This window comes from Paenibacillus sp. FSL M8-0142 (genome assembly GCF_038597315.1).
In the GTDB taxonomy this organism is placed as follows: Bacteria; Bacillota; Bacilli; order Paenibacillales; family Paenibacillaceae; genus Paenibacillus_AQ; species Paenibacillus_AQ lactis.
On sequence record NZ_CP152008.1, the window covers coordinates 5,173,113 to 5,186,758 of the forward strand.

Annotated in this window: 12 protein-coding genes; 8 read left to right on the top strand and 4 right to left on the bottom strand. The window is 54.7% G+C overall.

Annotated elements, in window-relative coordinates:
* The first annotated feature begins 54 nt into the window (after positions 1 to 54).
* Both NSQ46_RS23770 and NSQ46_RS23775 read left to right on the top strand, forming a co-directional pair.
* A complete protein-coding gene (locus NSQ46_RS23770) occupies positions 55 to 2,322 on the top strand; it encodes a helix-turn-helix domain-containing protein (protein ID WP_007131625.1) in 2,268 nt (755 codons plus the stop codon).
* 55 nt (positions 2,323 to 2,377) lie between these two features.
* Positions 2,378 to 2,620, top strand: a complete 243-nt coding sequence (locus tag NSQ46_RS23775) for a hypothetical protein (RefSeq protein WP_138919352.1) — start codon at positions 2,378 to 2,380, stop codon at positions 2,618 to 2,620.
* A 108-nt stretch (positions 2,621 to 2,728) separates the two neighbouring features.
* Here the strand turns inward: NSQ46_RS23775 and NSQ46_RS23780 are convergent, their stop codons facing one another.
* Positions 2,729 to 3,931: an acyltransferase gene (locus NSQ46_RS23780; protein ID WP_341341616.1), complete on the bottom strand. Its 1,203-nt coding sequence runs from the start codon at positions 3,929 to 3,931 to the stop codon at positions 2,729 to 2,731.
* Between the two features lie 181 nt (positions 3,932 to 4,112).
* Between NSQ46_RS23780 and NSQ46_RS23785 the strand changes: the two genes are divergently transcribed.
* The 4 genes from NSQ46_RS23785 (at position 4,113) to NSQ46_RS23800 (ending at position 8,385) form a co-directional block, all read left to right on the top strand.
* Positions 4,113 to 5,045 (top strand): AraC family transcriptional regulator, encoded by a 933-nt coding sequence (locus NSQ46_RS23785; protein ID WP_007131623.1) that lies wholly within the window; start codon positions 4,113 to 4,115, stop codon positions 5,043 to 5,045.
* Positions 5,046 to 5,246: 201 nt separating this feature from the next.
* Positions 5,247 to 6,560: an ABC transporter substrate-binding protein gene (locus NSQ46_RS23790; protein WP_007131622.1), complete on the top strand. Its 1,314-nt coding sequence runs from the start codon at positions 5,247 to 5,249 to the stop codon at positions 6,558 to 6,560.
* 48 nt (positions 6,561 to 6,608) lie between these two features.
* Positions 6,609 to 7,559 carry a sugar ABC transporter permease gene (locus NSQ46_RS23795; RefSeq protein ID WP_007131621.1) on the top strand — a complete coding sequence of 317 codons (951 nt, stop codon included), beginning with the start codon at positions 6,609 to 6,611 and terminating at the stop codon, positions 7,557 to 7,559.
* Between the two features lies 1 nt (position 7,560).
* Positions 7,561 to 8,385 (top strand): carbohydrate ABC transporter permease, encoded by an 825-nt coding sequence (locus NSQ46_RS23800; RefSeq protein ID WP_007131620.1) that lies wholly within the window; start codon positions 7,561 to 7,563, stop codon positions 8,383 to 8,385.
* Positions 8,386 to 8,480: 95 nt separating this feature from the next.
* On the opposite strand, the gene NSQ46_RS23805 is transcribed toward NSQ46_RS23800, so the two are convergent.
* The 3 genes from NSQ46_RS23805 to NSQ46_RS23815 all read right to left on the bottom strand — a co-directional run bounded on the left by NSQ46_RS23805 (position 8,481) and on the right by NSQ46_RS23815 (position 11,178).
* Complete coding sequence (locus NSQ46_RS23805) at positions 8,481 to 9,152, bottom strand: pectate lyase (protein WP_028404486.1); 672 nt, start codon at positions 9,150 to 9,152, stop codon at positions 8,481 to 8,483.
* Between the two features lie 316 nt (positions 9,153 to 9,468).
* A complete protein-coding gene (locus NSQ46_RS23810) occupies positions 9,469 to 10,119 on the bottom strand; it encodes an effector binding domain-containing protein (protein WP_007131618.1) in 651 nt (216 codons plus the stop codon).
* Between the two features lie 39 nt (positions 10,120 to 10,158).
* Positions 10,159 to 11,178, bottom strand: a complete 1,020-nt coding sequence (locus tag NSQ46_RS23815; protein ID WP_312889670.1) for a YafY family protein — start codon at positions 11,176 to 11,178, stop codon at positions 10,159 to 10,161.
* Positions 11,179 to 11,479: 301 nt separating this feature from the next.
* Between NSQ46_RS23815 and NSQ46_RS23820 the strand changes: the two genes are divergently transcribed.
* Both NSQ46_RS23820 and NSQ46_RS23825 read left to right on the top strand, forming a co-directional pair.
* A complete protein-coding gene (locus tag NSQ46_RS23820; RefSeq protein ID WP_028404485.1) occupies positions 11,480 to 11,962 on the top strand; it encodes a PH domain-containing protein in 483 nt (160 codons plus the stop codon).
* Entirely contained in the window at positions 11,952 to 13,595 is a 1,644-nt protein-coding gene (locus tag NSQ46_RS23825; RefSeq protein WP_232239265.1) for a PH domain-containing protein, read from the top strand. The genes NSQ46_RS23820 and NSQ46_RS23825 overlap by 11 nt, the downstream gene beginning before the upstream one ends.
* Positions 13,596 to 13,646: the final 51 nt, after the last annotated feature.

The window sequence follows — 13,646 nt, forward strand, 5'->3', positions numbered from 1 at the left end:
TTTATACTGTGGGGAGGACCATAAACGCGAATACATACAAAAGGGGGATCGTTTATGAACTGGATCAAAAGCAAGAGCAGAAGCCTGTTCTTCAAAATTTTCCTCAGCTTTTTGGCCATCATCGTTTTGTTCGGCCTATTCTATGCCGTGATCTTCCATCTATTTAAATCCAGCCTTCAAAAAGAAATTATCGATACGAGCCAGCAGGCGGTCCACGACACGGCGGAACGGTTCTCCTACCAGTTCAGCCGGCTGCAGGTGCTGTTATTTGACATATATAATCATGCCGATTTAATCGGGTTCAATAATCAGCTCCGCCAGCAGACGGGCAACGAGGTCAATTATTTGAAGGCCCGTGATGTCATGCTCCAGATGCGGAGCGATATCTACAACCCGCTCTTCTTCCTGGAGGATACGCTGATTTATCTGAAGGAGCATGATTTTGTGCTCAGCAAATCCGGAAGCGGGAATGCTCCTTATATGCTCGACCGGTCTTATACTAGCAAGCAGTACCCCTACGCCTTCTGGAACAGCTACAAGAGCAGCGGGGAATCCTTCAGCCTGCTTCCGGCTGCTGTCTACCGCATCCATAATGATCTGTCCGAGAAAAAACTGATGCCATTCGTCTATCAGCAGCTGGACAGCCGTTACCAGATTATCGCGCTGATCGATATCGACAAGGCCGCTCAATCCTTCTTCGGGGAGCCGAGCGACCGCTCGCTTGCGATTTTGAACGCGGACGGGGATGTGCTGTACACATGGGGAGACCTTCGCGCCAATGAGCTGCCGACGTTTGCCTCTGGGCAGCAAGCCGTGCTCAAGGACGGAACTTACTATTTTGCGGAAGCCGGAGACGACGGATTGACCTACATCTCGGCCGTCCCATACAGTCATGTGTCTGCTCAGCTGAGCAGGCTGACCGGGGCGCTGCTGCTCATCTTCTCGCTATCGCTCGGGGTAGCTCTGGCGGCCTCCTATTTCTTCAGCCGCAGATTGCACAAGCCGGTGAAGCAGATATTGACGACGGTGCTCAATCGCAAGACTCACGCGCCGCAGCCGTATCAAGGCAGCATCAATGAATACGATCTCATCAAGAGCCGCATCCAGGACCTGCTGCGGGAGAAGGAGGAGATCCGGGACCGCCTGAACAAGCAAAAATCGGTGCTGACCAGCTACTCCTATATCAGCCAGTTGAAAAGCATCAATACGGATATTAGCGAATGGGAGGATTTCCTGTCGGATGACGGCAGCTTTATCGTCGTGCTGTATCATATCCGGTTCCGCCTGAATCCAAGCGGCGAGCCGCCGCTCCAGACGGACCAAGCGGTCCGCCATATGCTGGAGCATATCCATCTGTTTACGGCGGAGCGCTACCCGGATTCGCATACGTTCCAGATCGAGAAGAACGAGATCATCTCGATCTTCAAGCGCGAAGAAGCCAGTCAGCTGGAAAAACTGCTGGAGGAAATGAAAGATATGCTGAACAACGAGACCGAGCTGTTCCTCGTTACCATCGCTGTCAGCTCGCAGGTCCACGATTCCTCCGGCTTCAATGAAGCCTACCGTCAGGTCAAAGCGCTGACCGAGCAAGCCCCTCTTCTGGAGGAATCGCAGCTGGTGACGAAGCCGCGGACGCTTCCGACGACGGTCCATCTCAGCCCGTCCCAGGAGAAGGGATTGCTGGATGCCCTGCAGGAAGGCAGCGACGGCCGAGCGCTTCAGATCATTGAGCAGGCGCTTGCGGCATTGCAGCGCAAAGAGGCCGGCATTGCCCAGTTCCGTTTCTTCGCCGATGCCGCCGCCTCCAAAATTATCGGCTATGCGGAAATGGCCCAGGTCGACAAAGCTCAGCTTCAATCCTTGAAGCAGTGGGGCTCGCGGCTGGCGGAATGCCACTGCCTGCGCGAATACCAAAGCGTCTTCCGCCAGCTGATCGAAGCGTCCTGCGCCCTGATACGGAAGAAGAAGGATAGCGGCGAGGAACCGCTGATCGCCATGTTCCTGAGCATCATTCATAACCAATATGCGGAGGACCTGTCCCTCGACTATCTCTCCGCCAAGCTGAACCTGTCGAGCGCCTATCTCTCGGTGTACATCAAAGAGAAAACCGGCCTCAACTTCAGCGATCATCTGCTTGGGATCCGCATAAATAAAGCGAAGGAGCTGCTGACTTGCACCGACCTGACCGTTAATGAAATCAGCCAGCGCGTCGGCTACCTCAACATCACCTCCTTCAACCGGACCTTCAAAAAAGCGGTCGGCATGACGCCGGGTGCCTATCGCAGGCAGCAAGTGGTGCAGACCCATGCCAGCAGCGGATGATCGGATCGATGGAATGCAACCACAACAAACCTTCTCTTGTGCAAGGCGGGGCTGAATGCCCCGCCGCCGAGAGAAGGTTTGTTTTTTTATATGCGCACCGCCGCCCGGCATGCTGAAATCAGGCCGGGCGCTTCCTCGTGCTGTGGCTCCTGCAGACGGCAATGGCGATGATGTGCCTGGCGGCAATCGCCGATTCCGTGCCTCGCCAGACGGCTACCGCCGGTGCCGGGCCTCGCCAGACAGCAATCGCGGTGCCTTGCCTCGCCTGACGGCAATCACTGTGCCTTGCCTCGCCTGACGGCAATCACTGTGCCTTGCCTCGCCTGACGGTGATCGCGGTGCCGGGCCTCACGTTCCGTGCCTCGCGGTAATCGTCGATTCCATGCCTCGCCAGACGGCTTTGCGGTTAATCCATCGCTTGTTCGCCGGCTGATACCGGCTTTGTTCCCCCTTTCTTCCCCGCCCGCTTCGCTCCGATGAACATCCGTTTGTTCCACCGGGACAACATATCAAGGATCACGGCGTCAACGAGCCGGTAGAACCCGTGTGCGAATGCCATGATGAACGCCAGCGTTACCGTGAACGTGATCAGAAGATTGATGCCATAAGGCAGAACGGCGCTCAGCTGTAAGAACAGGAAGCAGCCGAAAGTGCATAGGATCGTGAAATGAACGAGATAGAGCGAGAACGAGATTTTCCCCAAATACGCGCACCACTTGCTGCCCAGGAGAGCCTGCAGCCGGCTAGAATTCAGCACAGCCGTCAGCACCAGTCCTGCCCCGATCACGTGATAGAACACAAAGAAGTCAAACTTGCTTGATTCCCATAAGAGCACGGCATAAAGGGTGCCGGCTGGATGAATGTACGGATACGAGCCGAAGAACAGGCCGGCGGCGAGCAGGACGGCATTGATCCAAGGACGCCGGACCCGTGCCAGCCGGTCCCTCCCGCTGTGCTGAAGGTCACTCAGCAGCACGCCGATCACAAACGCAAGGTAATAAGAATCGAGCAGCCAGCAGACAAGGGCGGCGTATAGGACAAAGCGGATACGGCGTCTGCCGCAGAGAAGCAAAAACGCAAAAATGAACAGCGAACCGAACAGCTCGTACGTCATCGTCCACAGCACCGGATTATACTGCGCGCCATAGGTGAAAAACGTATGAAACAGCCCCTCCTTCACCATCGTAAGCAGGCTCGCATCCGCCGCAAACGGATCCGGCATCGACGAGCCGGTCAGTCCCCTGACATCGTCGAACATGCCCCAGCCGGCAATCATGCAGACATAGGCGATCACAACCGACGCAAACGCAGGTCCCGCCAGCCGAAAATACCTTCTTATTGCCGCGGAATACAGAATCGTGCGGTCCCCGGTGCGAAAATAGCGCCAGCTCAGCACATAGCCGCTCAGCGCAAAGAACAGGCATACCGAAAAATTGCCGTTAAACAGCAGGTTCAGCGGCGTTTCCGCCAGCATCTCCTCGAATGCGAAATGCCGGATCTCCTCCCGCCCTTCAATCACGGAAGGCATAAACACCTGAACGAAATGGGCGATCACGACAACAAAGGCCGCAAGCCCTCGCAAGCCATCCAAATACACGATTTTTTTCATGGTCTTTAGCTCCCTTTGAAACCCGGCTTACACGAAACCGGCGACTTATGGTTCCAAAGGGGAGGAAGAAGGACGCTGCAAATTTCTTAGAGATCGTCGGGGGGAAGGAAACAGCTTTGACGAAATATGTTTTGAAAGCGTTTTCTTAAAAATCAGGGATACGATCAGGGAGGGAAAAACAATGCGTATTTATTGGAGCCAAGTTGATCTTGAGAAGCTAACGGGATCAGGTGTCGTTTATTTTAACTCAAAGATGGAGATGTTGGAAGGACTTCCTTGCAAAATGTATCGATTGATCCGTCAGCAGAGCTTGTGGACGCACTGCCACGACTATTTTCAAATATGGTACGTGGCCAAAGGCACGTTGTCGCACACGGTGAACAACCGGGCCTATCAGCTGACCAAAGGCGATATCTTCGTCATCCCGCCGTTCACGCTGCACAGCGTCACGATCCCCAAGGACGGAGATTATGAAATCTACGGCTGCGAATTCATGCCTTCGTTTGTGAATGAGCGGTTCGAGGAGCTTCCGGAGGAGGAGGTCTTCTTCGATGCGGCCTTTCTGGGATCGTTTCTGCGCGAGGATACGGATGCCCAGGCCCGGATTTCTTTGGACGGCGGAACCGAAACCGCAGTGCGTAACGTGATGAAGGAGATGCTGATGGAATATGAGCGGCGCGCCCCCTTCTTTCAGCTGACGCTCAAGGCCCAGCTGCTCGTACTGCTCTCCATTCTGGTACGGCAGGTCAACGGCGAGCTCGTCCGGGAAGGATTCGAGAAATCCGAGAAGTACCGGGAGATCATGACCAAGGTGGTCGATTACATTCACCGCCACTACCAGGAGGATTTGAAGCTTCACGCGCTGTGCGATCTCTCGAATCTGTCCAGGTCCACCTTCTGTCAGGTATTCAAGGATTGGACAGGCAAAACCTTCAACCGCTATTTGACCGACCTCCGGATTCTTCAGGCTATGGTCATGCTCAAGCAGGCCGAGCTCTCCGTCACGGACGTATGCTATTCCACCGGATTCAACGAGCTATCCTATTTCTGCCGCATCTTTAAAAAATACACCGGCATCTCCCCGACGGAGTTCCGCAAACAAGCGATCAAGTAGCTTGGCAAATCATACGATAATCCTATTTTTACGCACGATAGTGAAATGAAATGGCGAAATGAAATGCTACGATATCCTACAAATAACGGGATCAGGGCCGGTTATTGGAGCACCAGGACTTGTTGATGGATTGGGAGGGAAATGATCTATTTTTTAAGCAGACAATCTTTAATCGGACTTCGAAAAAGGGGAGGAAGAAGGATGAAGAAGAAAACATGGTTTGGTTTATGGTGTTTGCTGTTATCGATCATGGTCGCCGGATGCTCGGGAGGAAGCGGGAGCACCGCAGAGCCCGGCAAGACAAGCGGCGAAGAACCGGACCAGCCCGCTGCCGCGGATGCCGTGGAGCTGAGCTTCTGGTACGGCTGGACCGGTCCGGAAGCCGAAGCGCTGGAGAAGCTTATCGCCAAATGGAACGAGGCCCATCCGGAAATTCAGGTCAAGGGCCTTTCGCAGAGCGACTACCAGAAGCAGCTGACCGCCATTACGGGAGGCAATCCGCCGGATGTTGCCTCCCAGTTCGGACAGAACGTCGTCCCATGGGGCCTGCGCGGAGCGATGATGCCGCTGGACGATTATATCGCCAAGGACGGGGTCGATCTAGACGACTTCGTGCCTGCAGCGCTGAGCACGTCGCAGCATGAAGGCGCCACCTATGCGATTCCGACGGCCATGCATGTGTCCATGCTGTTCTACAACAAGGATATCCTTAAGGAAGCCGGTTATGACGGCCCTCCGGAAACGCTTGGCGAGCTGAAGGAATACATTCAGGCGCTCAGCATCGTCGAAGACGGCGGCCGACTGTCGCGGCTCGGCTTATGGCCGGGAATGGACGCCTACACGTTCTCCTATGCCTACGGCGGCTCGTTCTATGACGAAGCGGCCAAGCAGGTGACGCCTGACCATGAAGGCATTCAATCGGCCATCAAGCTGTCGAAGGAGATCTGGGACCAATACGGCTCGGATAACCTGGACCGTTTCTCATCGGGACTCGGACAATACATGTCGGCGCAGAACCCGTTCTTCTCGGGCAAGTACGCCATGACGGTCGACGGCGAATGGCTGCCGACCTTCATCAAGCAGTTCGCGCCCGATCTGAATTACGGCATTGCTCCGATTCCATATGACGAGAATCATCCCGAACGCAAAAATCCGGGCAATGTCACGACCAGCGTATTCTACATTCCAAAAGGGGCGAAGCATCCGGACGCCTCATGGGCCTTCATCAAGTGGATGACGGAGCCGGAGCAAATGGCCGAGTTCACGGCGGCCATCGGCAACCTGCCGACCCGGACCTCGGCATTCGCGAGCCCGCTCTACGAGAATGTGCCCGGCTTCAAGGAATTTCTCGATTACTCGGCAAGCGAGAATCTGAAGTCCTTCCCGGCCACTTCCTTCACGAACGAGTACATGACGGAATTCAGCGCCCAAGTGGACGCGATTCTCCGCGGCACGGTCAGCATCGAGGAAGGACTTGCGAACGTGAAGGAAAAAATCCAGCCGCTCGTCAAATAAACCATCATGCACTGATTACGATCTTCGAAATGGAAGGAGTACGCGAAGATGAATGCCTCCGCACCCGTACATTCACCAAGACCTAAAGCCCGCTGGTCGAGGAAGGAACGCCGGTACTTTTGGCTCGGCCTGGCATTCGCCTCGCCTTGGATCGTCGGCTTTCTGGCTTTTACTGTGTATCCGTTCTTCGGTTCGCTCTATTTGAGCCTGACGGAATACGATCTGTTCAGTACGCCTAGGTGGGTGGGACTGCAAAATTACGAAAATATCTTGCAGGATGACCGCTTTTACACCTCTCTCGGGAACACGTTCTTCATGGCTTTCGTATCTGTGCCGATTACGCTGGCGGCATCGCTGCTGATCGCCGTCGTCTTGAACTTCAAGGCAAGGGGAATCAATTATTACCGGACGATCTTCTACCTTCCCTCCGTCATTCCGATCGTCGCCAGCGCCTTGCTGTGGACCTGGATGCTTAACCCCGATTTCGGCTTGGTCAATATGGCGCTGCGGGCCTTCGGCCTGCCCGATCCTGCCTGGCTGCTGGATCCGCGCTATACGAAGCCTTCGCTGATTCTGATGAGTCTGTGGGGCTCAGGAGCCGGGGCCTTGATCTTCCTGGCCGCCCTGCAGGGCGTTCCGAAGCAGTACTATGAAGCGGCGCAGGTGGATGGGGCGGGCGCCTGGCATCGTTTCTGGAAGATTACGCTCCCTGCCCTGTCGCCAATCATTCTGTTCCAGCTCATCATGGGACTCATCGGTGCATTCCAGATCTTTACCGAATCGTATATTCTGGCTGGCGGCAAAGCGGACGGCGGCTCCTTGGGCGGACCGGAACAGTCGCTTCTGTTCTATGCCGTCAATCTGTACCAGGAAGCCTTTGTTTTTCTGAAGATGGGCTACGCGTCGGCCCTGGCCTGGATTCTGTTTATCATCGTGCTGCTGATGACGCTGCTGCTGCTCAAAACATCGGGCCGTTGGGTCTATTATGGAGGTGAGTAACGTGGCCGTCAGATTAAAAGCCGTGCTGCCGTACGTCTTGCTTATCCTGCTATCAATCGTATTCCTGTTCCCGTTCCTATGGCTTGTCATGACCTCGCTCAAGACGCCGGAGGAGATTCTGAAGTTTCCGCCGACGATCTTCCCGGAGAAGGTCCAATGGTCGAACTACCAAGCGGCGGTCGAGGCGATCCCCTTCACGAAATATATGATGAACACGTTCCTGATCTGCATCTTGAACATTATCGGGCAGCTGTTGTCCGCACCGCTCGTAGCCTACTCGATCTCGCGGATCCCGTGGAAAGGGAGAAAGGTCATATTCACCATCGTGGTGGCAACCATGATTTTGCCGGCTCAGGTCCAGATGATCCCGCAGTATATCATCTTTACGAACCTTGGCTGGGTCAATACTATCGTGCCGCTGACGATCGGCGCTTTCTTCGGAGCTCCCTTCTTCATCTTTCTGCTGCGCCAATTTCTGCTCGGCGTGCCGATGGAGCTGTCGGAGGCGGCCAAGATCGACGGCGCCTCGGAGCTGCGGATATACGCCCGGATTATCCTGCCGATTCTGAAGCCGGCTCTAGCCACCGTCGCTTTGTTTTCCTTCGTGTGGTCCTATGTCGATTTCATGGGCCCGCTGATCTATCTGAACGATTCGGCCAAGTGGACGATCACCGTCGGCCTGCAGAGCTTCCAGCAGGATCACGGGGCCCAGTGGGAAAAACTGATGGCGGCTTCCACCATCATGGCGGTCCCGATGATTCTGATCTACTTCTTCGGCCAGAAATACTTCATGAAATCCGGATCCGCCTTAACAGGGTTTAAATAATCTTCGGGAACGCCGTTTTCGGCACTTAAAAGCTCCTTCGCGTCATGGCAGACGCTTAGGAGCTTTTCCCGTTGCATAGCTAGTCCAGCATCAGGTTAATACGGCGTATTCCCCGATTGGGTTGTATTCCCGGAAGCAAAGCCTTTAAACAACGTCGGCACATTCGAGTAGCGCGTGTTGACGATTCGCCCGGTGGAGCTGCTGCTGTCCGTTCGCAGGATCGCGTCCTTCACATTCGAAATGTCGCAATTCTCCACGTTCATCACCACTTTATACGACGTGCCGCCGTTCTGCCGAACCAGCTTTCCGATGTCGTCCGCTCTGAAATTTTGAATGTTGATCGTTCCGGCCGCGTTCATTTGGAACACCTTATCGTACGCTTTATACGCCGCTCCCCCCGAAATGTTGACCGTACCGGACGATTTCAGAGTCAGCGCATCCTCGCCGACATCCTGCCAAGTGACATTTGTGATTGTGCAATTTCCGTAGCAGTGGACGCCGTCTGCCGCAGGCGCGCCGATCACGACGTTTTTCAGTGTCGCGCCCGCTTCCAGCCGGAAGATTGGCTTCTGGTTCTCGGCCTGGCTGCCGTCACCAAGCGTGTCCGGATTCGCCACGTAGGTCTGGCCTTTGCCGTCGAAGGTCTGACCGGCCTCCACGCGGATCGTCTCATTCACTACCGTGGCAGCCTCAGCCGTTGATGGCTGGACGCCATACAACGATATCGCCAAGCCTGCGCATAACATCATGCTTAGAAATTTTTTCATCATCCTCATCCTTTCGCTTCATTTTTCAACAAATTCATCCTTTTGCCATGCATCTGCCTGAAAAATACCGCCCCCTTCCGTTCCGAAGTCGGATATCGTACTAGTACCGATGTGCACCTCGGGCTGATACCCGCAAGCCAAAGATATCAAATTTATTCCATAACAGGTATAATCATCATATTAGGTCGTCGATTAAACATTTTATGTAAAATATAATGATTATTACAAAATGATCGAATCCTCTCATTTCTATCGTTTCTATCATCAATAGACCGCCCTCTAACACGAGGACGGCTTGGGATTTCACATTCTTCGGCTATTTAATCGCAATATAGATCTCGACGACGGGATGGGCAGGATCAGCCGCCTGGAAACGATAACATTCAAAGTCTCCCGAATAGGCTCGTACTTCCTCGGCATTCTGGAAATAACTCCAGATTTCCTGCCAGGCCTGCGGCACCGTTTCCTGGAACAGACCCGGCTTCGCCGGGAATACCAAATATCTGGATTCCGGTATAAAGACGCTGCGCTCTACAATAGCTCCATCTTCTTCGCGCTTAGCGACGTCTGCGCTCCCTGCACGATTCATACGCCCTACACTCTCTACGTCCTTTACGCGCTCTACGTTCTCTATGCTCTCTATGCTCTGGCCTTCCGCACGCCTAACGTGCTCAACCTCTTCGCTGCCCTGCCCATCTCCGAAGATTCCTTCCGTTTCATGGCCAATGACGAGTGTATACGCACCTGAAGCGTCGCTTTCGTAATCCGTATATACCGCATAGACAGCTTGATCACTGCCGGCAACCTCCTTGATCCCGCTCCGGAAATAATGCTCCCATAACCGGGGAATCACGCCGTTTGCCCCCGCCTCCGCTTCGTTTGTCGTCCTTGCACCCGCTCCCCATACGGACATAGCCGGTCTGGATTCGATCCGGCGCTTCTTCTGGCTGCCGATGTTTGTATTCATGATGACGCCCTCCTTTAAGAATTGAATCTATGATCTATTCTAAAGGGGGAACGTGGACAGCTGCCTGTCCGGGTTGCCGTAGCGGTTCAACAAATTTTCCGCCCTTCTCCTGACCTCCTGTGCGGCTTCCTCGGGATGCTCGATTATAACCTGGTCGCCAAAGCTGAGAACCATGCCGTAAAACCATTCGTCCACCTTATGAATGACCCGCACGCGGAAGGAGCCGTCTTCCAAGAGCTCCATTTGCTCTGCCGGGAACACGTCCGCTGCCCGCCGGCGAGCCTTCGGCCCAAACCATAATACAACCTCCTGCTCCGGCACCTCCGACCAGGCATCCTCCCAGTCCATCCGTTCCATCAAGGGCATCGGCCTCGGCTCGAAATGATGGTTCGTTAGCTTTACATCCTGCATTCGCGACACCCGGAACACCCGGGCATCCTCACGCTCCAGGCAGTAGGCTTGCACATACCACACATTTCCCTTCAAAATGAGGGACACCGGCTCCATCGTTCGGCACTCGGCCGTGCCGGATGAATCGATGTAACGCATCGATACGGTCCGCTTTTCCTGGATCGCCTTCTTCAGAAGGCTGACGGTTGCTTTCAAACCTTCCCGCTGTCCCCAAGGCTGAAAATCCATAACGACAGAGGGCCTGCTCCGATCACTTCCCGGTCCGTTTTTTACGTCGCCATGTTCATATGCATCCCCTTTCCCGCAGCCCTGCTCTACCTTGTAAAGCAGCGCCTTCACTTTCTCAAGCAGCATATCCAGCTCGCGGTCATCCAGCGCACGGCTCATTCCTTTGACAGCGGTCACTAGCGAACCCATCTCCTCTGCCGTCAACCAATACCGGTCAATTGTATATTGCTCCATCATCTCAAATCCGCCGGATGTGCCCTGATGGGCAACGATCGGCAGCCCTGCCCGGCAAAGTGCATCCATATCGCGGTAGATCGTTTTCGCGGAGACTTCAAAGCGTTCGGCCAGCTCGCTGGCGCTCCATCTTCCCCGGTTCAAGAGCAGTACGGTTATCGTTAATAAACGATCGATTTTCATCATTCATGTCCTTTCCTGTCCGATTCCTTCCATTATACAAAAAAGCCGCTCCCGGCCGCTGTCTAATCTTAATTCGAGCTTAACGGAACCGCTGCCTGTTAATGCAATCGTTAAGTCAGGTTCACAAGCCATTCAAGTCGGGATGCTATAATGACAGACATGAACCATTATAAGACGGACGCGACATTACAGTATTCGGTCGGCAGGATGAAACGGACGGCTTCCCACAAGCGTAAACAATTACATAGAAGTTCATATGTCATCAGAACTGCCTGATTCTCAAAACATCGAGGAGGAACCAACAATGGATCATCGAATGGACGCCATGCGCCGGTGTCACCCCGACTCTGTTACCATTTCACGCCTGACAGGCTTTATTACCGACGGGGTCATTTTGTTAGCGTCTATCGCTTATCTCGTCGTTGCGGGCATCTTCGGCTGGACCCTGCTGCCGGGGTGGATCGCTATCGGGTTGTTGCTGGCAGGAGCCTGGTTTACCTGGTCGGTGCCGGCCTTCACCTATAAGCAGTTTGGCTTCCGGGTCAGCGAAGAGGAGCTGGAGCTTAGATCCGGCTGGATTTGGCTGAGCGATACGCTCGTTCCGATGACCCGCGTGCAGCACGTTGAATTGGAACGGGGACCCCTGCTCCGCAAATACGGACTTGCCAAAGTCAAGGTAGTTACCGCCGCAACCACGCACGTCATCCAGGCGCTCAAGCTGGAAGAGGCGGAGACTTTGAAGAAGCAGATCGGCGAGCTGGCCAAAGTGGTGGATCATGATGAATGAAGCAAGCAGGCTCCACCGTCTTTACATTCTGTTTCCGCTCGTGAACAGCGTCAAATCGCTCGTACCGCTCGCTGCTTTTGTATCGATCAAGTTCTTTAACGGAAAATCCCTGGACGATGTCCCATGGTACTGGTTATCCGCCGGCATTGTCGCCCTTGCAGCCCTTCTGCTTCTGTACGGATACTTACGCTGGAAACGGTTTGCCTATACGCTGGAAGAGGACAAAATCCTGATACGGCGCGGCGTGTTATTCCGGGAGGAGCTGTCCATATATGCCGGACGAATTCATACGATGAATACCGAGCAGCCGCTGCTGCAGCGCCTGCTCGGGCTGACGCAGATCCGCATCGAGACGCCGGGCAAATCAGAGGATGGCGGTGTGCTTCCAGCCGTAACGGACCACGAAGCGGAACGGCTTCAGCTTTGGCTCCGGGACCGGACACGGGCCTTGCAGCCGGATCGGCCTGCAGCGCAAACGCACGATGTGGCAGCACTTGCTGACGGCGACATCGTCAATGCGGATGGTACGGAGCAGATGATCGAAGGCACTTCCCCACAAGAACGCATGGCGTCATGGGAACGGGATGAGGCTGAAGCATCCGGAAATACGCCGGGAGCAGGCAGCGACGGCGGCTACCCTAACGACCGCGGTAACGTTATTCCGCCTGCATCGGTCTCTCCGGAAGAACGGAGCATTTTGCTTCAGCTGCCGTCTCGCCGTCTGCTTACCGCTGCCCTGTCTTCCCCGAATTTGTCCCTGGCTTTGGCCTTCGTCGGCGGTATCATATCGTTTGCGGATGACCTGCTTCCGGATCAAATATACCAAAGCCTGTTTCAATCGGCAGGGCGGATTCTCCCGGGACACTGGGCAGGCATTGCCATACTTGCCGTCGTGCTGGCCTGGCTGCTGTCCGTCATTCTGTATATGATTAAATACGCCGGGTTTACCGTAGAACGGATCGGCAAGCAAATCTCCGTAAGCTACGGTCTGCTCGAGAAAAAGAGGCTGCTGTTTTCCCCCGAACGGGTGCTGGCTGCCACGGTAAAAGAAGGCATCTTCCGCCGCTGGTTCGGCTATGCCGAAGTGAAGGTGCACGTGCTTACGTCCGAATCGGAGAAGCATTTCATGCTTCACCCGCTGATAAAAACCGCGGACATTCCGGAGCTGCTCGCGCGGGTCACGCCCCAGCTGGGCGTTCAGGCCATTACGGCTTCGCCGCCGCCCCATGCGAAATGGATGTATCTTCGGTGGAAGCTGGCCTTTGCCGCTGCGGTCAGCATCGGATGCATCTGGTACTTCGGCTGGCTCGGCATGCTCTCGTTGCTCCTGTTCCCGTTTGCCATAGGGTGGGGATTGGCGGCCCACCGCGATTCCGGCCTGAACATTACCGGCAAGCAGCTTACGATTCGCAGCAGGTTCCTGGCCCTTTCCACGAAATATATCCGGCGGCCGCAGATCATCGCGATCGAGGTTACCGGCACACGAAGACAGCGAAGACGGGGGTTGCTGTCCCTTCAAGTGAAGATGATATTAAGCGACATTAACGAGAGCCTCGTCGGGATGGACGAACGGGAGATCATGGCCGTCTGGGCTTGGTTCCAAAACAAAAAAGGAGAGAGATCAGCTTCGTGACAAAGCTGATCTCTCTCTTTTCATTCAGGCACTTCTTTCTCAGTTACTCAG

Excerpts from the sequence above, each read along its gene's own strand:
- NSQ46_RS23770 (WP_007131625.1), top strand. The coding sequence starts at position 55 with ATGAACTGGATCAAAAGCAAGAGCAGAAGCCTGTTCTTCAAAATTTTC.
- NSQ46_RS23775 (WP_138919352.1), top strand. The coding sequence starts at position 2,378 with ATGCCCCGCCGCCGAGAGAAGGTTTGTTTTTTTATATGCGCACCGCCG.
- NSQ46_RS23780 (WP_341341616.1), bottom strand. The coding sequence starts at position 3,931 with ATGAAAAAAATCGTGTATTTGGATGGCTTGCGAGGGCTTGCGGCCTTT.
- NSQ46_RS23785 (WP_007131623.1), top strand. The coding sequence starts at position 4,113 with ATGCGTATTTATTGGAGCCAAGTTGATCTTGAGAAGCTAACGGGATCA.
- NSQ46_RS23790 (WP_007131622.1), top strand. The coding sequence starts at position 5,247 with ATGAAGAAGAAAACATGGTTTGGTTTATGGTGTTTGCTGTTATCGATC.
- NSQ46_RS23795 (WP_007131621.1), top strand. The coding sequence starts at position 6,609 with ATGAATGCCTCCGCACCCGTACATTCACCAAGACCTAAAGCCCGCTGG.
- NSQ46_RS23805 (WP_028404486.1), bottom strand. The coding sequence starts at position 9,152 with ATGAAAAAATTTCTAAGCATGATGTTATGCGCAGGCTTGGCGATATCG.
- NSQ46_RS23810 (WP_007131618.1), bottom strand. The coding sequence starts at position 10,119 with ATGAATACAAACATCGGCAGCCAGAAGAAGCGCCGGATCGAATCCAGA.
- NSQ46_RS23815 (WP_312889670.1), bottom strand. The coding sequence starts at position 11,178 with ATGATGAAAATCGATCGTTTATTAACGATAACCGTACTGCTCTTGAAC.
- NSQ46_RS23820 (WP_028404485.1), top strand. The coding sequence starts at position 11,480 with ATGGATCATCGAATGGACGCCATGCGCCGGTGTCACCCCGACTCTGTT.
- NSQ46_RS23825 (WP_232239265.1), top strand. The coding sequence starts at position 11,952 with ATGATGAATGAAGCAAGCAGGCTCCACCGTCTTTACATTCTGTTTCCG.